Annotated in this window: 24 protein-coding genes and 1 tRNA gene; 15 read left to right on the top strand and 10 right to left on the bottom strand. The window is 61.6% G+C overall.

The features are described 5' to 3' along the window. Positions 1–70: 70 nt before the first annotated feature. The gene (locus WBV42_RS12485) at positions 71–1,243 is read left to right on the top strand and encodes a DUF7115 domain-containing protein (protein ID WP_423986323.1); all 1,173 of its coding nucleotides are present in this window, start codon (positions 71–73) and stop codon (positions 1,241–1,243) included. 67 nt (positions 1,244–1,310) lie between these two features. Here the strand turns inward: WBV42_RS12485 and WBV42_RS12480 are convergent, their stop codons facing one another. Next, positions 1,311–1,673, bottom strand: a complete 363-nt coding sequence (locus tag WBV42_RS12480) for a DUF5830 family protein (protein WP_253225398.1) — start codon at positions 1,671–1,673, stop codon at positions 1,311–1,313. Between the two features lie 86 nt (positions 1,674–1,759). Here WBV42_RS12480 and WBV42_RS12475 point away from each other — a divergent pair, with 86 nt between their 5' ends. Further along, positions 1,760–2,407 carry a TVP38/TMEM64 family protein gene (locus WBV42_RS12475; protein WP_423986322.1) on the top strand — a complete coding sequence of 216 codons (648 nt, stop codon included), beginning with the start codon at positions 1,760–1,762 and terminating at the stop codon, positions 2,405–2,407. Here WBV42_RS12475 and WBV42_RS12470 read toward each other — a convergent pair. Next, positions 2,401–2,523: an HVO_2523 family zinc finger protein gene (locus tag WBV42_RS12470; RefSeq protein WP_255359056.1), complete on the bottom strand. Its 123-nt coding sequence runs from the start codon at positions 2,521–2,523 to the stop codon at positions 2,401–2,403. The two genes, WBV42_RS12475 and WBV42_RS12470, sit on opposite strands and share 7 nt — an antisense overlap. Before the next feature lie 182 nt (positions 2,524–2,705). Between WBV42_RS12470 and WBV42_RS12465 the strand changes: the two genes are divergently transcribed. From WBV42_RS12465 to WBV42_RS12450, 4 genes are read left to right on the top strand one after another with little or no spacing between them, the layout of a single operon-like run. After that, the gene (locus tag WBV42_RS12465; RefSeq protein ID WP_423986321.1) at positions 2,706–3,194 is read left to right on the top strand and encodes a PGF-CTERM sorting domain-containing protein; all 489 of its coding nucleotides are present in this window, start codon (positions 2,706–2,708) and stop codon (positions 3,192–3,194) included. Between the two features lie 2 nt (positions 3,195–3,196). Further along, entirely contained in the window at positions 3,197–4,729 is a 1,533-nt protein-coding gene (locus tag WBV42_RS12460) for a molybdopterin-dependent oxidoreductase (protein ID WP_423986320.1), read from the top strand. Between the two features lie 40 nt (positions 4,730–4,769). Further along, positions 4,770–5,045 carry an ArsR/SmtB family transcription factor gene (locus WBV42_RS12455; protein WP_423986319.1) on the top strand — a complete coding sequence of 92 codons (276 nt, stop codon included), beginning with the start codon at positions 4,770–4,772 and terminating at the stop codon, positions 5,043–5,045. Beyond that, positions 5,042–5,329 carry a hypothetical protein gene (locus tag WBV42_RS12450; RefSeq protein ID WP_066141450.1) on the top strand — a complete coding sequence of 96 codons (288 nt, stop codon included), beginning with the start codon at positions 5,042–5,044 and terminating at the stop codon, positions 5,327–5,329. Before WBV42_RS12455 ends, WBV42_RS12450 begins: the two co-directional genes overlap by 4 nt. Before the next feature lie 51 nt (positions 5,330–5,380). On the opposite strand, the gene WBV42_RS12445 is transcribed toward WBV42_RS12450, so the two are convergent. Further along, a complete protein-coding gene (locus tag WBV42_RS12445; RefSeq protein ID WP_423986318.1) occupies positions 5,381–8,464 on the bottom strand; it encodes an adenosylcobalamin-dependent ribonucleoside-diphosphate reductase in 3,084 nt (1,027 codons plus the stop codon). 349 nt (positions 8,465–8,813) lie between these two features. Between WBV42_RS12445 and WBV42_RS12440 the strand changes: the two genes are divergently transcribed. After that, on the top strand, positions 8,814–8,978 hold the full coding sequence (locus WBV42_RS12440) for a hypothetical protein (RefSeq protein WP_253225403.1): 165 nt from the start codon (positions 8,814–8,816) through the stop codon (positions 8,976–8,978). A 19-nt stretch (positions 8,979–8,997) separates the two neighbouring features. Here the strand turns inward: WBV42_RS12440 and trpG are convergent, their stop codons facing one another. Genes trpG through trpD form a run of 4 tightly spaced genes read right to left on the bottom strand, consistent with a single transcriptional unit; the run spans position 8,998 to position 12,843 of the window. Next, positions 8,998–9,594, bottom strand: a complete 597-nt coding sequence (trpG, locus tag WBV42_RS12435; protein ID WP_423986317.1) for an anthranilate synthase component II — start codon at positions 9,592–9,594, stop codon at positions 8,998–9,000. After that, positions 9,591–11,207 (bottom strand): anthranilate synthase component I, encoded by a 1,617-nt coding sequence (gene trpE / locus WBV42_RS12430; protein ID WP_423986316.1) that lies wholly within the window; start codon positions 11,205–11,207, stop codon positions 9,591–9,593. Before trpE ends, trpG begins: the two co-directional genes overlap by 4 nt. Beyond that, positions 11,204–11,842: a phosphoribosylanthranilate isomerase gene (locus WBV42_RS12425; protein ID WP_423986315.1), complete on the bottom strand. Its 639-nt coding sequence runs from the start codon at positions 11,840–11,842 to the stop codon at positions 11,204–11,206. The genes trpE and WBV42_RS12425 overlap by 4 nt, the downstream gene beginning before the upstream one ends. Next, on the bottom strand, positions 11,839–12,843 hold the full coding sequence (gene trpD / locus WBV42_RS12420; RefSeq protein ID WP_423986314.1) for an anthranilate phosphoribosyltransferase: 1,005 nt from the start codon (positions 12,841–12,843) through the stop codon (positions 11,839–11,841). Before trpD ends, WBV42_RS12425 begins: the two co-directional genes overlap by 4 nt. A gap of 166 nt (positions 12,844–13,009) precedes the next feature. Here trpD and WBV42_RS12415 point away from each other — a divergent pair. The 3 genes from WBV42_RS12415 (at position 13,010) to WBV42_RS12405 (ending at position 13,822) form a co-directional block, all read left to right on the top strand. Next, positions 13,010–13,083, top strand: a tRNA-Val gene (locus WBV42_RS12415). Between the two features lie 175 nt (positions 13,084–13,258). Beyond that, positions 13,259–13,465, top strand: coding sequence for a hypothetical protein (locus WBV42_RS12410; protein WP_423986313.1), 207 nt, complete (start codon positions 13,259–13,261; stop codon positions 13,463–13,465). 231 nt (positions 13,466–13,696) lie between these two features. Further along, a complete protein-coding gene (locus WBV42_RS12405) occupies positions 13,697–13,822 on the top strand; it encodes a hypothetical protein (protein ID WP_423986312.1) in 126 nt (41 codons plus the stop codon). Between the two features lie 479 nt (positions 13,823–14,301). Here the strand turns inward: WBV42_RS12405 and WBV42_RS12400 are convergent, their stop codons facing one another. Together WBV42_RS12400 and WBV42_RS12395 are read right to left on the bottom strand one after the other, a co-directional pair. Next, positions 14,302–14,970 (bottom strand): DUF7344 domain-containing protein, encoded by a 669-nt coding sequence (locus WBV42_RS12400; RefSeq protein WP_423986311.1) that lies wholly within the window; start codon positions 14,968–14,970, stop codon positions 14,302–14,304. Positions 14,971–15,144: 174 nt separating this feature from the next. Further along, positions 15,145–15,447 (bottom strand): lycopene cyclase domain-containing protein, encoded by a 303-nt coding sequence (locus WBV42_RS12395; protein ID WP_423986310.1) that lies wholly within the window; start codon positions 15,445–15,447, stop codon positions 15,145–15,147. 95 nt (positions 15,448–15,542) lie between these two features. Between WBV42_RS12395 and WBV42_RS12390 the strand changes: the two genes are divergently transcribed. Next, positions 15,543–16,685, top strand: a complete 1,143-nt coding sequence (locus tag WBV42_RS12390; protein WP_423986309.1) for a CBS domain-containing protein — start codon at positions 15,543–15,545, stop codon at positions 16,683–16,685. A gap of 86 nt (positions 16,686–16,771) precedes the next feature. Here WBV42_RS12390 and radB read toward each other — a convergent pair whose 3' ends face one another. Further along, positions 16,772–17,470 (bottom strand): DNA repair and recombination protein RadB, encoded by a 699-nt coding sequence (gene radB, locus WBV42_RS12385; RefSeq protein ID WP_423986308.1) that lies wholly within the window; start codon positions 17,468–17,470, stop codon positions 16,772–16,774. Positions 17,471–17,655: 185 nt separating this feature from the next. Between radB and WBV42_RS12380 the strand changes: the two genes are divergently transcribed. The 4 genes from WBV42_RS12380 (at position 17,656) to WBV42_RS12365 (ending at position 21,012) form a co-directional block, all read left to right on the top strand. Beyond that, on the top strand, positions 17,656–19,302 hold the full coding sequence (locus WBV42_RS12380) for a CTP synthase (RefSeq protein WP_423986307.1): 1,647 nt from the start codon (positions 17,656–17,658) through the stop codon (positions 19,300–19,302). After that, the gene (guaA, locus tag WBV42_RS12375; protein ID WP_423986306.1) at positions 19,302–20,219 is read left to right on the top strand and encodes a glutamine-hydrolyzing GMP synthase; all 918 of its coding nucleotides are present in this window, start codon (positions 19,302–19,304) and stop codon (positions 20,217–20,219) included. Before WBV42_RS12380 ends, guaA begins: the two co-directional genes overlap by 1 nt. Continuing rightward, the gene (locus WBV42_RS12370) at positions 20,219–20,539 is read left to right on the top strand and encodes a DUF7126 family protein (RefSeq protein WP_423986305.1); all 321 of its coding nucleotides are present in this window, start codon (positions 20,219–20,221) and stop codon (positions 20,537–20,539) included. The genes guaA and WBV42_RS12370 overlap by 1 nt, the downstream gene beginning before the upstream one ends. Before the next feature lie 71 nt (positions 20,540–20,610). Beyond that, positions 20,611–21,012, top strand: coding sequence for a GNAT family N-acetyltransferase (locus WBV42_RS12365; RefSeq protein WP_423986304.1), 402 nt, complete (start codon positions 20,611–20,613; stop codon positions 21,010–21,012). Positions 21,013–21,311 lie beyond the last annotated feature (299 nt).

The raw sequence follows: 21,311 nt of genomic DNA, 5'->3' as shown, positions 1-21,311 counted from the left end.
AACCGTCTCAGTTAGTGTTCGAGAGGATATGAGTTTTCTCCCTGTCGTGTCTATCCATCGGTCTTAAGACATGGGCATGACCATTCCCATCATGAACGTTCCGGGAATCGTCCAGTCCAGCCTCGGTGACGAACACGTTGCCGCCAAAGTATCTCTCGGAGGGGAAGACACCCTCTACGTGACGTCGACGCGGACGCTCATTTACTGCGCCGACGGCTTGCTCAGCGACGAGTCCGTCGAAGAGTATCCGCACGACGCGGAGCGAATCACCGTCTCCGAAGGCCGACAGAAGTCCTCCATCACGCTCGACTACGGCATCGACGGCACAGAGCAGTTCAAAATCCCGACCAAACGCCTCCACGATGCGCTTCATCCCGTCATCGCTGGCGTGCTGAACGGCGCAGGTGTTACCGACTCGAACGAACAAGTCCTCCAGACCTACCAATTCAGCGAATTGACACTCGTCCTCACGAGCGCGCGCGTCGTGAAACACGTCGGCGAGGCAATCTGGGATACGGACTTCGAGCAGTTCCACTTCGCGGACGTGACGCGTCTCGATGTCGAGGAAGGAAACGTCTCCTCGCAGATCATCATCGAAGCAGATGGTCGCCCACAGCGGATCAAAACCCCGACCGACCGGACGCGGGAGGTCCGTGAACGAATCGAGCAGGGACTGTTGTCCTACCACGACGTGGGAAGTTACGCCGAGTTCGAGCAACGCGTGGCTCCCGAGGATCCGGAACCGGAACCCGACGAGAACGTCTCGCTCGAAGACGACGACGTGTTCGGCGGCGGCGTCAAACCCCTCGACGCGAACCCACCCGAACTGGACACCGAGGGGCAGATAATCGACACGCCCGGCGACAGTGAACCGCAGACTACGACCGAATCACAAACTGCGGCTGAACCGCAAACGACGGCTGAATCACAAGCCTCCACCGTCGCCGAAACCGCATCCACCGAGGAAGCGTCAGATCGGACGGAGGCGACGGGGACGACCACGTCGAACACGGTGACTACGGCGAGCGCGGTAGCGACCGAACCGGAATCCGAGGAACCCTCGTCGGACGAACCCACTGGATTCGCTGACTCGGGCTTCGAGTCCGCGAGCGAGAATCTGGACGACCCCGTCGAATCCCAACTCGCGGCGCTGACCGAAACGGTCGAACGACAGAACGAACTGCTCGAACGACAGCAGAAAACCATCGAGCAACTCATCGCCGAACTCAGTCGCGGACGGTAGGAACCTTTACCCGATTCCACCCTCGTTCGGTTTCCCTTCCCACTTGATTTCTATTCCTACCTGATTTCTATTCCCGCCCGGTTACCTTCCGGATGCAGGAGGAGCCGAACGGGCCGAGTTCGCCCGCGTCGAGGCGGATGAAATGACCCGTCGAGATGCCGGTGCCACAGCGACGGCAGGTAAAATCGCCCTCCTTGGTCACGACTTGGCTCTCGAAGCGGACGAACCCACCGCCGCTCGGTCGAATGATTCCGTTTTCCCGGTCGATGACGCCGCGTTTTTCGGCCTCGTCGAGGATCGTTCGCGTCGTCGTCGGGTCGGTCGTGATCGTCTCGATACGGTCCACCGCCTCCGCGACCGACAGTTCCGGTTGTTCTAGCTTGCTCAACAGTTCGACCCCCATCGCCACGGGGTCGGCGTCCGCGTCCATCGTTTATGGCTGTGATACGAGGCGGATTAAGCGTTGCGCGCTCGGGTGGAAAGAATTTAACCACTCCTCCGGCAACGATGGGTCAGATGGAACTTTCGGGGAATCGACGACAAGTAACCGGATTCGCGCTGGTCGCGGTGGTCGTCGTCGCTGGCGTCCTTCTCTCGCCAAAATTCCTCATCGAGCAGGTAAAGCACGTCAAGCAGACGCCGATTCTCGCGGGCGGGTTGTTTCTCGCCGTCTATCTCGTCCGCCCGATGTTCGCGTGGCCGACGACAGTGGTCGCCGTCGCCGTCGGCTACGTGTACGGGCCGGTCGTCGGATTTCCGGCCGCGCTCTGTGGGACCGTGATGAGTGCGTATCTTCCGTTCGTGGCGGCCCGGTACTTCCGCGTCGATTCGGGCATCTTCGGCCGCCTCGGTGACTCCGGAGAACGCTTCTTCGACACGACGGGAGACCTGCGCGGGATGATCGCCTCGCGTCTGTTTCCCGTCCCCTCCGATGCGGTCTCGGCGGCCGCCGGACTCTCGAACGTCTCCGACGGCTCGTTCCTCCTCGGAACGGCGATCGGCGAAGTGCCGTGGATGGTCGTCGCCGTCCTCGCCGGAAGTTCGCTGGACACGCTCTCGCTCGACGGGATCGAGGATAACTGGATGCTCATCGTCGCCGCCGCGCTCGGGGGAATTCTGTTGTTGGCCGGTCCCGCTTACCGGGCCTACACCGACGATCAGTAGAACGTGTCCGCACAGTCGTAGACGACGCCGTGTTGCGGGCAGACGTACTTGCAATGGCGATGCATCATCGACGCACCGCAAAACGGACAGGGCCGTCCTTTCGGCGTCTCTTCCATATTCGTAACACGAGTCCCGTGAGGTATCACGTTTTCCGTCGGTGGTGTCCGGGACGTGCCCACCCACATCTGCACTGCATCTCGCATTTGGAAGTAATTTGGAAGAGAGTGGAAGACAGTGCGAAGGGAGTGGGGTTGGAGTTCGAAAAACGGCTATTTAGCGACGAGAACTCGATTCGGGTATGCGATTCAAACACGCACTCGCAGTGGCTCTCGTACTGACCGTCTGTGCCGTTCCGCTCACGGTGAGCGCCGGAACGCCGGTCGATGACGTTTCCCCCGTTCAACTCGCACAGAGTTCGACGACGACGGAGACGATGCACAACGGGACGATGGACGACGGCATGCACGACAACATGACGACCACGACCGACCAGATGGGTAACGACTCGATGGACGATGGCATGCACAACGGTTCGGACGACATGACCACGACTCACGAGATGGACGACGGGACGATGACGGACGACAACATGACCGACGACACCATGACGGACGACGAGATGACCGATACGACGACCGATGACAACATGAGTGACGACAACATGACGGATGACACGATGAACGACGGGGAGAGCGGCGGTTCGGGCAACTCCCTCCCCGGATTCGGTATCGGCGTCGCGCTGGTCGCACTGGTCGCTGGCGCACTGTACATCGCACGGAACCGATAACCATGACCGACGACCTGCGCGAAACTGATCGAGGCGATCTTCCTGTCGTAGCGGCCGAGGGAGCGATCGCACTCCTCGCCGGAATCGCCGCCGTCGCCGGGTCGTACGCCGCAGTCGGGTTCACCCCGTCGTTCGTTGCCGCGCCGGTCAGCACGTTCGTCGTCGCAACCACGCCGAGCGCGGTCATCACGTGGTCGATACAGACGCTCGGGGACCTCGGCGACCAACTCGGATTCCTGCTGGCGCTCGTCCTGACCGTCCTGCTGTTCGCGGTGACGGCGGCCATCGGGACGCGAGCGGCGGATGCGATTCCCGCCCCCGCCCCCGTCCCTGCGTCCCTCGCGGTCGGCCTGCTCTGTGTTGTGCCTGCACTGGCGTTGACGGATGCTCTCATCTCCGCGTTGGGGGCCGGAATCGGTGCCGGACTGGTCGTTGCCGTCGCATCGTTCGGCTCGACGGCTGCAACCGGATCGGCCGATTCGACTGGTTCGGGCACCGATTCTATTTCCGCAGCACGTAGGAGTCTCCTCCAGGCTATCGCCGGGACCATCGCGATCGGTGGCATCGGTGGCGTACTCGGCTCTGGACGTGGCAGCGGCGGCGATACGCAGAAACCGTCCGGGCCGGTGGCTGCGGACGTGGGGTCGTTGCTCGCCGAAGCCGAGGACAAATCGCTCGCCGTCGGCGGACTCGAAGGCTTGGTGAGCGAGGATTTCTATCAGGTGGACATCAACAGCGTGGACCCCGTCGTCTCGGCCTCCGACTGGAACCTTCGGGTGACGGGTGCCGTCGAGGAGGAGTCGTCCTTCAGTCTCTCCGACCTCAAATCGATGGACAAAGAACATCGGTTCATCACGCTCCGCTGTGTCGGCGAGTCGCTGAACGGGAAGAAAATGGACAACGCGCTCTGGACGGGCGTGCCGATTTCGGCGCTGCTGGACGAGACGACCGTTTCCGACGAATGCTGTGTCATGTTCCGGGCGGCCGACAACTACTACGAGGAGTTCCCCCTCGCGGCGCTCAAGGATGGCTTTCTGGCCTACGAGATGAACGGCCGACCGCTTCCCCGCAGCCACGGCTATCCGGTTCGCGCGCTGATTCCCGGTCATTGGGGCGAGATCAACGTGAAGTGGATCACCGAGATCCAGGTGTTGGAGCAGGAGGCGGAAGGCTACTGGGAGAAGAACGGCTGGCACGGGACCGGCCCGGTCAACACCGTCGCCAAACTCCACGCCGTCAACCACCTCGATGGTGGCGAAGTACAAGTCGGCGGGCACGCCTACGCCGGGACGCGCGGCATCGAGCGCGTCGAGGTTTCGACCGACGGCGGTTCGTCGTGGACCGACGCCACCCTCTCGGAACCGCTCCCCGGAACGGACGTGTGGCGGCAGTGGGAACACACGTACGAGCCGAACGGCCCGCACGAAGTCGTGGTGCGCGCGACGGATGGGGAGGGGAACCGTCAGCCGAGAGAACAGGAGAACGCGTATCCGAACGGGGCATCCGGGTGGGTGTCGAAGCGTATCGAGCCGTAGATATATCTGGCTGCATGACTCGCAATCAAGTGACCGTTCGATGGACAAGGCGCTCTGGTATCTACTCACAGCGACGCGCGGCGGTGAAAACCGCGCGCGTATCATTCGCGCCCTCTCGGAGCGCCCGCGAAACGCCAACCAGTTGGCGTCGGAACTCGGCGTGGAGTACAAGACGATCCGACATCACCTCGACATGCTCGTCGATCACGGCGTCGTGGAACCGGGCGACAACGAGTACGGCAAACTCTACTTTCTCACCGACCGGTTCGAACACCATCGGGACGCCTTCGAGGAAATCATGGAGCAGATAAAATGAATTCGATACAACTCGCAAGCGGACTCGCAGTCGTGAACATCCTCCTGCTCGCCGTACTGGTGGGCGTCTGGGTGCGAAGCTACCTGAAGTTCCGTACCGCGCTCGTCCTCGGACTGCTGGCCTTCGCCCTCGTGATGCTCGCCGAAAACGTCGTCGCCCTCTACTACTTCTTCGGCATGCAGATGTTCTACTCCGGCAATCCGGCGGTACAGCAAGCGGTGTTGGTGCTCCGGACGCTCCAGTTCGTCGCCCTCGTGTTCCTGACGTGGGTGACGGTGAAGTAGCGAAATCGAAAAAACGCAACCGAAAAATCGAACTCTATTCTCTCGACCTATCTACGAACACTCGCTCCAGCCACAGGACTCGCAGGTCTTGCAGCCTTCCGAGAAGTACAGCGAGAGCGACCCACATTCGGGACACTCCGGACTCTCACCCGCGTCGATGAGCGACTGGGAGGCGTCTTTCTCCTCGGCTTTTGCCGCACCGCCATCGGTTTCAGTCTCGTCGGCCGTCTCTTCGAGCGTCTTCTGTTGCGGATAGGACGCTTTCTCGATTTCGCCGTCGAGGTAGCGCCGCATGGCGACGCCGATGGCGTCCGGGATGGAGTTGATCTGTTCGCCCTTGTCCCACGCGACCTTCGGGCTACGGATGCCCTGCAGGTCGGAGGCGATCTCGTTCGGATCGACGCCGCTACGCAGCGCGTAGCTGATGACCTTCGCCAGCGCTTCGGTGAAGGAGTTGGTGAACCCGCCGGAGTTGCCGATGGTGGCGAACAACTCGAACGGTTCGCCGTTCTCGTCCTCGTTGATGTTGACGTACATCTTGCCGTAGCCCGTGTCGACGCGCTGGGTTACGCCGTGAAGCACGTCGGGACGCGGTCGTTCCTTGGCATACGCGCCGCCGGTGACGCCCTCGTCCAGGAGGTCGCCGAGTTCGTTGCCGAGTTTGGCTTGAACTTCCTCGCTCTCGATGAAGCCTTCGACGCCGCCGAAGACAGTCTCGATCTGCTCCACGATGGTCTCGGCCGCTTCCTCCTCGTCGGCGAATTCGGCGTTGTCGGCCCGCGTGGTGAGCACCTGCTTCGAGCGCGTGCCGTCGCGGTACACCGTGACGCCCTTGCCGCCGTGGTCGTAGATGTAGCGGTAGACTTCGTCCATGTCCTCCTTGCTGGCGGAGTTCGGGAAGTTACACGTCTTGCTGATGGCCGAGTCCACACCCTTCTGGCAGGCACACTGGACCGCGGCGTGTTGCTTGCCCGTGAGGTCGCCCGTCACGACGAACAGTTCGCCGATGGCGTCCGGAACGGTGTCGAGTCCCTCGACGCCGGAGAACTCGTTGTTCGCCATCTGGTCTTGGGCCTCCTGTTTCACCGCTTCCACGTCGATGTCGTTCGCCTCCAGCGTGCGGAGGAAGTAGTCGTCGAACTCCACGAGCATCTCGTCTCCCTGCACGTCGTCGGAGACGTTTTTGTAGTACGCGACGTTGTAAATCGGTTCACAGCCGCCCGTGGTGTTGCCGACCATCGAGGTGGTGCCCGTCGGCGCGATGGTGGTCGTGTTGTGGTTGCGGACCGCGAAGCCGTCCGTCCACTTCTCGGCGTCGAGGCCGGTCTGGCCTTCGAACCATTCGGGGTAGTCGGTCGGGTTCGCGTACTTCGAGTCCGACCAGTCGTTGAACGAGCCGCGTTCCTCCGCGAGTTCGTGGGAGGCCCACTTGGACTCGTGGTTGATGTGGGTCATCAACTGCTTGGCGATCTCGTTGCCCTCCTCGGAGCCGTAGCGGACGCCGAGTTGGATGTACAACTGGGCGAGACCCATGACGCCGAGACCGATCTTGCGCATGTCCCGAACCTTCTGTTCGATCTTCTCGACCGGGAAGTCGGACATAGTGACGACGTTTTCGAGGAATCGCGTCCCGTACTCGATGCGGTAGTCGAACTCGTCCCAGTCGATACCTTCGCGGAGGAAGGCATCGACGGCTTCCGAGAGCGACCCGTAGTTCTCCCCGTTCTCGTCGTACCAGACGCGCCAGTCCGGCGCGTCGAGGTCGGCCAGCGTCGAGAGGTTGATATGGCCGAGGTTACAGGCTTCGTACTCTTCGAGCGGTTGTTCGCCGCACGGGTTCGTGGCGAGAATCCGGTGGTCCGGGTGTTTCTCCACGTCGAAGGAGTGTTCCTTGTTCACCCGTTCGAGGTAGATGATTCCGGGTTCGCCGTTCTCCCACGCACCGTCCACGATGCGGTCCCAGAGGACCTTCGCCGGAATCGAGAGCACTTCGCCCGGCGTGACGTAGTCGCCGAGGCCGAACATGTCGTACATCTCTTCCGTGTGTTCGGTGGCGACGTGGGGTTCTTCCGTCCGCGGGTTGGTGAAGACGAACTCCTCGTCGTTGTACAACGCGTCCATGAAGTCGTCCGTGACGCCGACGGAGATGTTGAAATTAGAGAGATGACCTTCGGCGGCGTTGCGGAGGTGCTTCGGCACGCGGCCGTCCTCGTCGATGAGTTCGCGGGCCTCTTCGAGCGCTTCCTTGAACGACGTGTGCGTGTAGTCGTCGGGGTCGTTCAGGCGGAGCGTGTTGGCGAGGCTCACGTCCTTGTTCTTCGCGTGGATGAACTGGATGACGTCGGGGTGGGAGACGCGCATGACGCCCATCTGTGCACCACGCCGGGCACCGCCCTGCGCGATGGTTTCGCACATCTGATCGTACGTGCGCATGAAGGTGATCGGGCCGGACGCGATGCCGCCGGTCGAGCCGACGGCGTCGCCATACGGTCGGAGTCGCCAGAACGCGTACCCCATTCCGCCACCGGACTGGAACACCTCGGCGGCTTCCTTCGCCGTCTGGTGGATGTCCGTGATGTCGTCGCCCGGGGAGTCCACGAAACACGCCGAAAGCTGTTGGAGTTCGTCGCCGGCGTTCATCAGCGTCGGGGAGTTCGGGACGAACGAGAGCTGTCCCATCAGGTCCTCGAACTCGTCCCGGGTCGACTCCACGTGGTCGCGGATGTCCTCGGGGAGTTCGGGAACGACCGTGTCGTAGGCGAACTTGTTGACGTTGTAGATGGACAGCGTCGTCTCTTCGTCATCTTCCGTCGTAGTTCCCTTCCCGAACACTTCCGCGGCGAGTTCGTCGCGGCGCGGGTGACCGGGCTTCAACTGCTCGGGCGTGACGGTGAGTTCGACGCCCTGCTTTTCGGACTCGTAGACGGCCTCCGCGAGAGCGATGTTCTTCGCCACGCGCGGGAACAGGTCGTCCTGTGATTCGACGAGGTTGCCGTCCGCGTCCTTGCGGAGATAGCGCGCCGGAAGGATGTTTTGATAGGCGTTTCCGGTCATCCGGTCCTCCAGCGTCTCCCCTCCCGTCCGTTTGACAGGTAGCGAGACTTCGTCGGCGTTCGTCTCGTGCGCGTCGCTCATGTACGCGCCACCACCGTTCGTTCAGTACTCTGCACGTCGATTCTCACTTGGTTTCGCACGTAGACCCGTTTCATTCGTGACGAAGAATCCATTTCTCCCAACCCCAATTAAGCTTACTTTCTTTATGTCAACTGTAGTTGAATAGTGATGCCTCTGCGATCTTTCTTCTTGCTATCTCTGAGTAACACGCCGAGCAATATAAGAGTGTTCAGACCGGAGCGAAAGTGACCGGAATGACGATATTTCTCACGGTAACGAGTCATTACCGTGGTTCCGTCTGTCAAGTCTCAATCGATCGAAAACCGATACCATCGATACGTTTACCAACTGGTAGGGTGTCATTTCACACATGTTCCCCCTCGCCATCGAGCCCGTCGGGATCGTCGTCGCCATCGTCGCCGTCATTCTCCTCATCGCCGCCATCCGATTCGCGATCAGTATCCTCTTTCGCGTCGGTATCGTCGTCGTCCTCGTCGCCGCCGCGCTCTACGCGGCGGGCGTGCTGACGTTCTAATTCTACTCTAATTCCAATTCTACCCGGCGAGGAAGTTCCCGATCAGTTCCCGACCACGCGCCGTGAGAACGCTTTCCGGGTGGAACTGCACGCACTCGATGGGATACTCCCGATGGCGGATTCCCATCACGAGTTCCGTGTCCCCGTGCGTCGTCGTCGCGCTCACTTCGAAACAATCCGGGACGCCGGTCGTCACGAGCGAGTGATACCGTCCTGCCTGAAAGCCCTGTTCGATTCCCTCGAAAACTCCCTTCCCGTCGTGTTCGACGGGAAACGCCTTGCCGTGGATCGGTTCCGGCGCACGACCGATTTCGCCGCCGTATTCGTAAATCGCCGCCTCCAACCCGAGACAGACGCCGAGCGTCGGAATTTCCGGCGACAACTCCCGAAGGACGTCCGCCGTGATCCCGACGTCCCGCTCGTTTTTCGGATGACCGGGACCGGGACTGATGACGATGACGTCGGGGTCGAAGTCGCGGATGTCCGCGAGCGACGCCGTGTTCTTCACGACCGTCGTTTCGAACTCCGCTTCGTTCGCTCGAAGCGCGTCCTCGGCGTACTCCACGAGGTTGTACGTGAACGAATCGTAGTTGTCCACGAACAGCAGGCGCGTCATTTGGAAGCCTCCATTTCGACGGCTTCCGTTCCCGGTCCCAATCGATCCAGCGCGGCCAACACGCCGCCCATCTTCTGTTCGGTCTCCTCGTACTCGGACGCCGGGTCGCTGTCGGCGACGATTCCCGCACCCGCTTGCACCGTGATTTCGTCGGTGGTTCCGTGCGAAATGGTCGCCGTCCGGATGGCGATGGCGAAGTCGGCGTCGCCGGTCCACGAGATATAACCGACGCCGCCGCCGTAGACGCCGCGGGTCGTCCGTTCGAGGTCGTCGATGATCTCCATCGCGCGGATTTTCGGCGCGCCGGTCAGCGTCCCCGCCGGGAACGACGCCCGCACCGCGTCGAAGGCGTCGCGGTTTTCGGCGAGCGCTCCCGTGACGGTGCTCTCTATGTGCTGAACGTGGCTGTACTTGATGACGTTCATGAACTCCTCGACGCGCACGCTGCCGGATTCCGCAACCCGGCGAACATCGTTTCGCGCCAGGTCCACGAGCATGGCGTGTTCCGAACGCTCCTTCTCGTCGGCGAGGAGTTCGCCCGCGAGCCTGCGGTCCTCCATCGGGCTGTTGCCGCGCGAGCACGTCCCCGCGATGGGGTTCGAGACGATTTCCTCGTCCTGCACCGAGACCAGCGTTTCCGGGCTCGCACCGACGATGCTCAGGTCGTTGTAGCCGAGGAGATACATGTACGGCGAGGGGTTCACGTCCCGGAGCGCCGCGTATAGCGCCCGCGGGTCGATATCCGCCTCCACGGTTCGTTTGCGCGAGATGACGCCTTGGTAGATGTCGCCCGCCGTGACGTGTTCGTTGGCCCGCTTCACGGCGGCTTCGTACTCGTCCTGCGGCCCTGCTGTCCCGCTTTTCGGACGGTAGTCGCCGAACGACGGTGCGGTTGCGGATTCGAGCTTCGCGGTGACGCGGTCACGTTCCGCGACCAACTCGTCGTACCGCTCGTCGATGTCGTCGTCCGGCGACACGAGCGGCGTGAACACGAGCGACAGCGTCCCTTCGACGTGGTCGAAGACGAGCGTCTTCGTGCTCAGGACGAACTGCGCGTCGGGTAGCTCCGTGTCGGGCCGTTCGATGCCCTGCTCGTCCAACCAGAGGTCGTAGACGGCGTTGTACGCGAGGAAGCCGACCAGTCCCCCACAGAACCCTTCACCGTCCGGAAACCCGCGACGCGGGACGTCAGGGAGCGCTGTCCGAAGCCTGTCGAGCACGTCGTCGTCCTCGGAGCCGTCGGCGTTCAGTTCACGATTCCACTTCTCGCGTAGCACCTGCACGTCGGTCTCGTCCGGAGTGACGGACACCACCGCTGCGGGGTCGTAGCCGACGAATGAGTAGCGTGCTCGGCTGTGGTGTCCGGTGTCGGCCTCGTGTGTACCCGCGTCGAACGCGCCGTACGGGTCGCTGGAGGCGACCTTGTCGGCGCTTTCGAGGAGGTAATCGTACTCCCCGCCACCGAGGGTCGAGTAGGCCGTGAGCGGGTCGATGGACGCGTCGAGGTCGAGTTCCGCCGAGACGTAGACGACCGCACCGTCGTTGGCGTCCCCGCCGTCGCTATCGTTACAGTCGATACTCCCCGCCAGCTCGCTGAACTTCCCTCGATTCATTGATGAGCGATTGCCTGTCGACCACGTTTCGCGTTTCTGACGAACGATTCGACGGCGTCGTGGTCCTTTTCCCCGCCACTCGATTCGACGCCGCTCGCGACGTCCACGGCGAACGGTTCGACCGTCTTCACCGCGTCCGCAACGTTCTCGGGCGTCAGTCCCCCCGCGAGCAGGACCGGCGAGGAGAGCGAGTCCGATAGCTCCCGTGCCCGGTCCCAGTCGTGCGTCTCGCCGGTGCCGCCGACCGCCCCGGCATCGAGTAGGAGGCCGTCCGCGACGGTGTCGTATCGCTCGGGCCGGTCTGTGTCGGGGGCGATGACGGGAATCACGTTCGCATCGATATTCGACGAGAGATACGCGAGGTCGCCGACGCTGGTGTCGTGGACCTGTACGATGTCGGGTTCCACGAGTTGAGCGAGTTCGACGGTTCGCTCGATTCGTTCGGGCATCGTCACCAACACCGTCGAGACGAACGGCGGGATTTCGCGGGCCAGTTCGGCGGCCCGGTCCGGACTGATTTCGCGCGGCGAATCGACCGAGACGTCCACCAGCAAGCCGATCGCGTCCGCTCCGGCGTCGATGGCGGCCGTGAGGTCGTCCTCGTTCGTCAGGCCGCAAATCTTTACGCGAGTCATGCCGACAACGCCCCCGTCATCGCCGCCAGTTTCTCGCCCGCGCTTCCCGAATCGATGGCCTGTCGTGCCTGTTCCACGCCGTCTTCGAGCGAGTCGGCCCGTCCGGAGACGTAGATCGCAGCCCCGGCGTTCGCCAGTATGATGTCGCGTTTTGCCCCGCCCACGGTCCCCTCCACGATGCCGCGGAGGTCACGGGCGTTCTCGGTCGGCGTGCCACCGGCAACGGCGGACACGTCGTGCTGTTCCACGCCGAGATCGGTCGGCGAGAGCGTGTACTCCTCGATGCTCCCGTTCTCGACTTCGGCGACCGTCGTCTCGTCGTGGATCGCGATTTCGTCCATGCCGGAGCCGTGGACGACGAGCGCGTGGTCCACGTCCATGTGCGAGAGCGCACGGGCGAGGACGGGAACGAGGTCGGGGTCGTAGACGCCGACGACCTGCGCGTCCGCTCCAGCGGGGTTCGTCAGCGGTCCGAGGACGTTAAACACGGTTCGCATGCCGAGTTCCTTGCGCGGCCCGATGACGGCCTTCATCGCCGGGTGGAACACCGGCGCGAGCATGAAGCCGATTCCTTGTTCCTCGATGGCCTGCTCGACGGCGGTCGGTTCGGAATCGATGACGACGCCGACTTCGTCGAGCACGTCGGCGCTGCCGGAGGAGGAGGAGACGGAGTAGTTGCCGTGTTTCGCCACCGGAACCCCCGCACCGCTGGCGACGATGGCGGACGTCGTCGAGACGTTGATCGTGTTGTAGTCGTCGCCCCCCGTTCCGCAGGTGTCAACGAGCGGCGTCCGGTCGGGGGAAATCGTCCGGGCCGCCCCGCGCATTCCCTGCGCGAAGCCAGCGATTTCGGCCTCGGTCTCGCCCTTGGCGCGCAACCCGGTGAGCAACGCACCGATCTGGGCCTCCGTGGCCCCGTCGAAGACGGCCGTGGCCGCCTCCCGTGCTTGGGTGAGTGTCAAATCCTGACCGTCCGTAACGAGTTCGATGTAATCCTGCATAGTGAGCACCAATGAACTTCTTTGGGTTACAATGAACACATACGTACATCAACTTAAAGCTGTCGTGCGGTACGTTCACGAATAAAACCGTGACAGGGCGGCGCGTTTCGAAAGGTTCAATTACCCTTGCGGGTAACTGATGAATGCGTTCAGACAGAGGCCGACTGGGTTTGTGGTCTAGTTGGTTATGACACCTCCTTGACATGGAGGAGGCCGGCAGTTCAAATCTGCCCAAACCCACTCAAATTCTCTCGAAACAGCTTCTCACAGTGAATTCTGTTCCTTCATACTGTCTGATTTCCACAATACAGCGCCGGGCAACGCGGGGCAAGTCGGGAGTGAGTCGCTCAAACGAGCGCTCCACAAAACCACTTCATAGAAATTATTTTATGTTTACTTTCTATCTAAGTGATGTATGGACGAATCCCCCCGCCAGACTCAACTCGACCGAATCGAGCGACGGCAAAAGTACATCCTCGCTTTGCTCATCGTTCCGTACCTCGTCTGGTTCGCGACGATAACCGACGTCGTGATTGCTGCTTTCCTCTACTTCGTGCTGGGAGTCATCGCGTTCGTGCTGATTACGATCCGCAGACGCAACCGAGACACAGCGGCGCAGTAGCCACTCGACTCCATACGCTCGAACACACGATAACGAGCACTGGACACGAGTTCGACGCGGCGGGACGATGTCGTTGAGGGGGGCCACCGCATCGCTCGATACCAGTATCGCCTTCGTGCTGATCGGTTCGACACACGCTGAACGCGTTTCCGGGGACGATTGCCGAGCGGTACGCTTTTCTTTCGGAAAATCGGTCGGGACATACTCCGATAGCCCGAAGCGAGCAGGTATTTGTTCCAAGCACCTGTCCGTTACAGCGATGCCCTGTTGGTTCGTCCGGCGTATCTCGTCTTGCAGAGTTACTTCTATCGGACGGAGGGGACGGTCAAAGTCGCGTTTCCGCGACTTCACGGATGAAAAACGGGTGACGGAATAATCGCTTCCGGCGAAAACGAATCGTGCCGGGGAGGACGATACTGTACGGGAGTTCCGGACGGATCGGAACGCTCACGCTGACCACGGACAGGGGGCTTCTGATGATAGTGGATGGATACTATTCGAGTACTATCAGCACATCGGTACAGCCGACGTATCGGATCGTTCGGTTAGGAAACCCGTAGGATGAGCGGATTTCGAGTAGTCACTTCGTCCGAACGAAATAGCGGACTACAATCCGTCTGTTAATAACAGTTTACTGGTCTTTCCTCGTCGGCCGGGCCGTGCTTCGTGCAACCGCTCACAACCGAGAAATCAGAAAATCGACTCACGGAGGGTCTACCGTCCGGTAACGGTCGATTCGAGAGATGGGTGAGAAGAACCCCCCATTCTGAGCCATCACATCGGTGAACCACACCCCCGTGGCTCCGAATATCGATGGTCTGAAAGCCGAGTCCGAATTACTCGTCGGAGACTTCGGGTGCCTGTTCGCCGGTTGACGGTGCGTTCCGTGCGTCGTAGGTGTGTGCTATGGCGACGATGGTGAACGCGACGACGACGAACAGTGCGAGTCCGATATCAGTGATTCCCGCGAGCGGCGGGACCTGGAGCCACGCCGCGGTAAGCAGTGCGAATCCGGCGGCCGCGATTCCGAGATATCGCTTGCACCACGAGATGTCGTCTCGGGTATTCGTTTCGAGATATGGATCGAGTTGTTCCGCCGCAGTGGAGAGCTCGACGATACCCCTGTTTTGGTTGTAATCTACGATTCCTGCGTCGTCCAATTTCGGGAGGTGGGACTGGTAGAGTGCGGTGTAGACCCGTTTTCGCTCCGCCGCCGAGATCGCGCCGACCGTGGTGTCGTTCTCCCACGCGGCGACCTGTTCCGCAAGGTCGCTCAACTGCACGGTTTCGTCGGCCTGTTTCAGATAGTGGAGCGCGTACCGTCGCCGTTGGTTTTTCAGTACGTCGAAAACCATATCGCGGGAGAGCGGTGTTGCTCGTTCCTCGTGCGAGCGATTCGAGTCGAGGATATCCGAAACCTGCTCGGCGACAGTCGAGTCCGATTCACTTGGTTGGTTGTCCGTGTTGTTGTCTCCTGTGCCTGAGGAGTCACCGATTGTGCTCATTACTACGCCACCCCTTGCTCGTAACCCAGCATGGATTCGAACATTGCCGGGTTTGTTCTTTGTTATTCACCATTTACCAGCCGTAAACGAGTGGTTACCAAAAACTTCAGATAAATCGTACCCCGTCGCCGTCTGGCGGTAATGACCCGTTACACGGACTTTCTCACCCCCGTTTCACCGCTGGAGCAGATTCTCGTGTATTCCGAGGACGAGGGCCGGGACGACGACGATGAAGATGTGTTCTTCGAGCGGAATGCCGAGTAGTTCGACCCCTGTACGGAGTGGAATCGCGAACACACCGATCGTCAGGGTGTACCAATCCCACACGAACCCGATGGGATAAATCACGAGGAGGGTTTTCGCGGCGCGCGGGAGCGCCTCCGCTCGAACGAGCAACCACAACGCGACCGATCCGAACAGGATTTCACTGACCAGATAGGTGTAGGGACCGAACACCGCGCCGATGTCGGGAAACACGTCGGAAACCTAGGTTTCCAACCGGGAAAAACCCCGCTAACATGCCTTCTCCGCGACAAAGTTCAAGACCGATGGACGCGTCATTCAAAACGCCGATGGATATCTCTGACATTGCGACCACAGATTACTTCGAAATCGAAGCGGAAGAGCGACTAGGGAAGGCACGCTCGATATTCGAAGAGGAGAACCCAAAGGGAATCGTGGTCACCGAAGCTGGCAAGTACAGCGGTGTCATCACGCAAAAGCAACTCCTGCAGTCACATATAGAGGACCAAACCAAAGTAGCGACACTCACGAAACCGGCACCGAAAGTGAACCGAGACGACGACGTGCGCGACGTCGCCCGCGCCCTCGTCGAAGGCGGGTCGAAGGTCGCACCTGTCTTCGAGGATGGCACGCTCTGGGGAATCATCGACGAGGACATCATACTCGAAGGCGTCCTCGAAAACTTGGACGCCCTGACTGTCCAGCAGATTTACACCGAAAACCCCATCACGATTCCGGAGGATGCCACGCTCGGACGCGTCATCAATCTCATGCGCGAGCACAGCATCTCCCGTCTCCCCGTCGTGAACGAGAACGGCTTCCTGACGGGTATGGTCACGACCCACGACATCGTGGACTTCGTCACCCGCAACATGGACAAGCCCACGCGCGGCGAGCGGATGGGAGACAGTGACCGTATGCTCGACCTTCCCGTGTACGACGTAATGAACAGTCCCGTCGAGACCATCTCGCTCGGCGATTCCGTGCAGACGGCAGTCGAACGCATGTTCGAGAAGAACTACGCCGGACTCGTCGTCACGTCCGAGGACGACGACCGCGTCGTCGGTGGCGTCCTCACGAAGACCGACGTGCTCCGTGCGCTCACCTACACGGAGGAGGATCACATGGACGTGCAGATCACGAACATCGACCTCCTCGACACCATCACCCGGCAGGCCATCCGAGAGAGCGTCGAGGGGATCACCGACAAGTACCAGGACATGCAGGTGCGCCACGCGCACGTGAGGTTCCACGAGCACAAGGAGAAACTCCGCGGCACGCCGCTCGTTCAGTGTAAGATCCGCCTCCGCACCAACCGCGGACAGGTCGCCGGGTCCGGCGAGGGCTACGGGGCCGAACAGGCGTTCAACGTCGCCCGAGACACCTTGGAGCGTAACGTCCTCGAACTCAAAGGCGTCCAGAGCGACCGCGAGTACGAAGGGCAGTTGCTCCGGAAGCTAAACGAACTGTAGACGGCCGACGAAAACCCGACGCGGTTGCGAACCACGATTCTCCTGTTTTTTGACTGCTCCGGAGCGATTCTCGATCGGAGCGATTCTCAAACGCTCTCTTGTGGCCCTTCGAGTCCGGAATCCGTGATTCGGAATTGGGTTCGTCCCCCGGCCGGTTTCGACCGATGCTTTTCGAGCGTCGCCCGGCGGTTGCCGCCGCGGAAGCGGTCCACTCGAAGCACGATTCCCGTCCAGTGTTCGAGCGTGTGCCCGCCGAGCGGCCGCGTCCCGTCGGAGTTCGGGTCGGTGTACACCTGATTCGTCAGCAACACCGCGATATCGTGCTTGCGTGCGAGCGAGAGGAGATGCGTCACTTGGCGGGCGACCCCTCGGAGTGCCTCGCCACCCTCCCGGTCGTCGCCGCGTTCGAGGCGGTAGAACCCGGTCGCGCTGTCGAGGACGACGAGGTCGGCGCGCTCGGCGAACTCCGAGACGTCCTTGACGGCTTCTTCTTGCTCCCCGAAATCGAGCGCTTCCTTGATGACGATTCGGGACGCGACTTCGTCCACGTCGTCCGCCCGTGCGCCCGCGATCTGTTCGAACCGGTCGATGGACAGCCCTTCGGTGTCGATGTAGATCACGGTGCCACCGTTCCGCGCAGTCTCCACCGCGGCCCCCAGCGCGACGTTCGTCTTCCCGGCGGCGGGCGGGCCGTACACCTGCGTGACGGTCCCGCGCTCCAATCCGCCTCCGAGCAAGTCGTCCACCGGCGGGCACCCTGTCGTCAGTTTCTCGGCGTCGGTCACACTCCGGCCTTGGCGCTTCTCACGCAAAAGGTTCCGGTTTTCACGCTATTGGCGTCGAAATCATCCTCCGTTCAGTTCCTCGAATTCATCTCACGGTCGAACTCTGATGTATCCAACATATGCCATCTTCTGGCGAAGCAGGACGCCTCCGAAACGATTTTCAAGACCGCTCGCAGAAACTCAGTATGCCGACTGACCCCGAGACAGACTACGACCCCGAGATGGGGAAGAAGTTCATTTTCGTCACAGGGGGCGTCATGTCCGGACTTGGCAAAGGCATTACCGCCGCGAGCACTGGGCGACTGCTCGCAAACGCCGGGTTCGACGTGACTGCCGTGAAGATCGACCCGTATCTCAACGTGGACGCGGGGACGATGAATCCCTATCAGCATGGAGAAGTGTACGTACTGAAAGACGGTGGCGAGGTGGACCTCGATTTGGGCAACTACGAGCGTTTCCTCGACATCGACATGACCTTCGACCACAACATCACGACCGGGAAGGCCTACCAGTACGTCATCGAGAAGGAGCGCGCCGGGGACTACCTCGGAAAGACCGTCCAGATCATTCCGCACATCACGGACGAGATCAAGCGCCGGATTCGTGAGGCCGCCGAAGGCCACGACGTGTGTATCGTCGAAGTCGGTGGCACCGTGGGCGACATCGAGAGCATGCCGTTCCTCGAAGCGCTCCGCCAGTTCGCCACGGAACAGGACGAGGAGGATTTCCTGTTGACCCACGTCACGCTCGTTCCGCACTCGAAGAACGGCGAGCAGAAGACGAAGCCGACCCAGCACAGCGTGAAGGAACTGCGTTCCATCGGCCTGCAACCCGACGTGCTCGTCGGCCGTTGCAGCGACGGTCTGCAACCCGAGACGAAGGAGAAGATCGCGCTGTTCTGCGACGTCCCGACCGACGCCGTGTTTTCGAACCCGGACGTGGAGGACATCTACCACGTTCCGCTCGTCGTGGAAGAAGAGGGCTTGGACGAGTACGTCATGCAGGAACTCGCTTTGACCGAGCAGGCGGCACCGAGCGAGGAACGATCCACCGCGTGGCGCGAACTGGTCACGCAGGAAACCGAAGGTGAAGTCGATATCGCGCTGGTCGGAAAGTACGCGCTCGAAGACGCCTACATGTCCATCCACGAGGCGCTCAAACACGCCGGACTGGAGAAGAACGTCGACGTGAACGTCCTCTGGGTCGATTCCGACGAGATGGACGACGACCACGAGGAGCGACTCAAGCAGGCCGACGGCATCGTCGTCCCCGGCGGGTTCGGAAGTCGCGGGACGGAAGGCAAGATCGAAGCCATCCGCTACGCCCGCGAACACGACGTCCCGTTCCTCGGCCTCTGTCTGGGCTTCCAGATGGCCGTCGTGGAGTACGCCCGGAACGTCCTCGGTCTGACCGACGCGAACTCCGCCGAACTCGATGCTGACACGCCACACCCCGTCATCGACATCCTGCCCGAACAGTACGAAATCGAGGACATGGGCGGCACGATGCGGCTGGGTGCACACGAAACAGAGATCGAGACCGGAACGCTCGCGGAGCGGGTGTACGGCGGCACGAGCTGCACGGAGCGCCACCGTCACCGCTACGAGGTGAATCCCGAGTACTTCGAGGACTTCGAAGGCGAGGACCTCGTGTTCTCCGGTCGCGCCGGAAACCGGATGGAAATCCTCGAACTGGAAAACCATCCGTACTTCTTCGGGACGCAGTTCCACCCCGAGTTCCGTTCCCGACCGGACCGCGCCAGCCCACCGTTCGTCGGCCTGCTGGACGCCGTGCTTGACGAGGCGGAGAAACGAGAGGAGGTCGAAGCTTAATGGTAGACACTGGAAAATTCATCGAGGAAGCGGTTGCGGAGATTCGAGAAACCGTCGGCGATTCACACGCCATCATCGCGCTGTCCGGCGGCGTGGATTCGTCCGTCGCCGCCGGACTGGCGTACAAGGCCATCGGTGATCAACTCACGCCGGTGTACGTCGATACCGGCCTGATGCGCAAGGGCGAAACGAACCAGATCCGAAAGACGTTCTCGTACATGAGTTCGCTGGAAGTCGTGGAAGCCGAGGAGCGCTTCTTCGATGCGCTCTCGGGCGTCATCGACCCCGAGGAGAAGCGGGAGGTCATCGGCGAGCAGTTCATCCGCGAGTTCGAGCGCGAAGCGCGCGTCACGGACGCGGACTACCTCGTGCAGGGGACGATCTACCCCGACCGGATCGAGAGCGAGGGCGGCATCAAGTCCCACCACAACGTCGGCGGCCTGCCGGACGTGGTGGACTTCGACGGCATCGTCGAACCCGTCCGCGACCTCTACAAGGACGAGGTGCGCGAGGTCGCTCGCGCGCTCGGCATGGAGGAAATCATCGCCGAGCGCATGCCGTTCCCCGGCCCCGGACTCGCCGTCCGAGTCGTCGGCGAAGTCACGCCCGAGAAGGCCCAAGTCGCCCGCGAGGCGTGTCACGTCGTCGAGGAGGAACTGGAGGAGTACGATCCGTGGCAGGCGTTCGCCGCGGTCGTCGGCAAGGGTACCGGCGTCAAGGGAGACAACCGCGTCCACGGCTGGATCGTTGCGGTCCGCTCGGTCGAATCGCGCGACGGCATGACCGCCCGAGCGCAGGAACTCGATTGGGAGACGCTCCAGCGGATTCAGTCGCGTATCACGGGGCAGAACGAAAACGTCGCCCGTGTCGTTTACGACGTGACACATAAGCCCCCGGCGACCATCGAATACGAGTGATGCGTGCAGTCATCGCAGGTTCCGACGAAGACGGACTCGGTCGCGCCCTCGAATCCGAGGGCGTCGAACTGACGACCATCGACGGCATCGCCTCCCGCCCCGCGTTGGAGGACGCCGCCATCATCGACGCCGACCTGTTCGTCCTCACGGACGTCGGGCAGGCCACCGCAATCGCGGTCGCGAAGGACCTGAACCCCGAGGTTCGCGTCGTCGTCTACGACGAGAATTCCATCCCGGAGTTCGCCCGTAGTCAGGCCGACCTCATCCTCGACCCGGACCTGCTGGGCGCGGAGACGGTCGCGGAAGAACTGGCGGTCTGATCGATCGGAGAACTATCGACGGACTCGGCCGCGATGGGTAGAACTAACGACGGCTGAAACAACCCTTTTTCATGTCCTATGAAGTCCGTGACGAGTTGCCGACGGTCGACGAGTTCGTCACCCTCCGCGACGCCGCCGGAATGTCCGCCCGGAGCAGGGACGCCGTCGAGCAGGGGCTCCCGAACACGATTTTCGGCGTGATAACCGTGGACGAAACGGGCGAAACGGTCGGGATGGCCCGCATCCTCGGCGACGGCGGAATGGTGTGCCAAATCGGCGACATGGCCGTCCACCCCGACCACCAGCGCCAGGGGCTTGGGTCCCGGATGATGGAACGGTTGATGGAGTACCTGGAGGAGAACGCGCCGGAACGGGCGTACGTCAACCTCATGGCCGACGTGGAGGGCTTTTACGAGCGGTTCGGCTTCGAGTACTCTGCGCCCGATTCGCGCGGGATGTACCGTCGGATGTGAATCGAGGATACTGTTACCGTTACTCCGAACGCAATCCCGTCGTTACGCGTTCCGAGAAGTGGTTGGTTTTATTGTGATTTCAGCAACCGAGTCGCGTGAAAACCGCACCACGTCCTCCCGAGGCGGTCGCGGTGCGGGGCGGTCTTCATGCGATTCGGCGACCGAAATCGAAGAAAAAGAACGATTCTCTCGGAGCGGTCGTGGTGTTCGCGGCCCGGAAGTCGTTGTCGTAGTGGAACCACAATCGGGGCCATCTCGTCGTGAACGGGCTCGTCCGAGGTATTTTTCAGCTCACAGCC

Origin of the sequence: Haladaptatus sp. (assembly GCF_049589095.1) — an archaeon.
Lineage (GTDB): Archaea > Halobacteriota > Halobacteria > Halobacteriales > Haladaptataceae > Haladaptatus.
Note: the sequence above shows the minus strand (reverse complement) of the source record. Positions and strands in the feature narration are given on the sequence as shown.

Bases quoted from the DNA above. Each gene is read 5' to 3' on its own strand.
- WBV42_RS12470 (WP_255359056.1), bottom strand. From the start codon at position 2,523: ATGGAAGAGACGCCGAAAGGACGGCCCTGTCCGTTTTGCGGTGCGTCG.
- WBV42_RS12450 (WP_066141450.1), top strand. From the start codon at position 5,042: ATGAATTCGATACAACTCGCAAGCGGACTCGCAGTCGTGAACATCCTC.
- WBV42_RS12475 (WP_423986322.1), top strand. From the start codon at position 1,760: ATGGAACTTTCGGGGAATCGACGACAAGTAACCGGATTCGCGCTGGTC.
- trpG (WP_423986317.1), bottom strand. From the start codon at position 9,594: ATGACGCGCCTGCTGTTCGTGGACAACTACGATTCGTTCACGTACAAC.
- WBV42_RS12465 (WP_423986321.1), top strand. From the start codon at position 2,706: ATGCGATTCAAACACGCACTCGCAGTGGCTCTCGTACTGACCGTCTGT.
- guaA (WP_423986306.1), top strand. From the start codon at position 19,302: ATGGTAGACACTGGAAAATTCATCGAGGAAGCGGTTGCGGAGATTCGA.
- WBV42_RS12480 (WP_253225398.1), bottom strand. From the start codon at position 1,673: ATGGACGCGGACGCCGACCCCGTGGCGATGGGGGTCGAACTGTTGAGC.
- WBV42_RS12485 (WP_423986323.1), top strand. From the start codon at position 71: ATGGGCATGACCATTCCCATCATGAACGTTCCGGGAATCGTCCAGTCC.
- WBV42_RS12365 (WP_423986304.1), top strand. From the start codon at position 20,611: ATGTCCTATGAAGTCCGTGACGAGTTGCCGACGGTCGACGAGTTCGTC.
- WBV42_RS12455 (WP_423986319.1), top strand. From the start codon at position 4,770: ATGGACAAGGCGCTCTGGTATCTACTCACAGCGACGCGCGGCGGTGAA.
- WBV42_RS12390 (WP_423986309.1), top strand. From the start codon at position 15,543: ATGGATATCTCTGACATTGCGACCACAGATTACTTCGAAATCGAAGCG.
- WBV42_RS12460 (WP_423986320.1), top strand. From the start codon at position 3,197: ATGACCGACGACCTGCGCGAAACTGATCGAGGCGATCTTCCTGTCGTA.
- WBV42_RS12370 (WP_423986305.1), top strand. From the start codon at position 20,219: ATGCGTGCAGTCATCGCAGGTTCCGACGAAGACGGACTCGGTCGCGCC.
- trpD (WP_423986314.1), bottom strand. From the start codon at position 12,843: ATGCAGGATTACATCGAACTCGTTACGGACGGTCAGGATTTGACACTC.
- WBV42_RS12400 (WP_423986311.1), bottom strand. From the start codon at position 14,970: ATGAGCACAATCGGTGACTCCTCAGGCACAGGAGACAACAACACGGAC.
- WBV42_RS12440 (WP_253225403.1), top strand. From the start codon at position 8,814: ATGTTCCCCCTCGCCATCGAGCCCGTCGGGATCGTCGTCGCCATCGTC.
- WBV42_RS12445 (WP_423986318.1), bottom strand. From the start codon at position 8,464: ATGAGCGACGCGCACGAGACGAACGCCGACGAAGTCTCGCTACCTGTC.
- trpE (WP_423986316.1), bottom strand. From the start codon at position 11,207: ATGAATCGAGGGAAGTTCAGCGAGCTGGCGGGGAGTATCGACTGTAAC.
- WBV42_RS12425 (WP_423986315.1), bottom strand. From the start codon at position 11,842: ATGACTCGCGTAAAGATTTGCGGCCTGACGAACGAGGACGACCTCACG.
- WBV42_RS12410 (WP_423986313.1), top strand. From the start codon at position 13,259: ATGGACGAATCCCCCCGCCAGACTCAACTCGACCGAATCGAGCGACGG.
- WBV42_RS12380 (WP_423986307.1), top strand. From the start codon at position 17,656: ATGCCGACTGACCCCGAGACAGACTACGACCCCGAGATGGGGAAGAAG.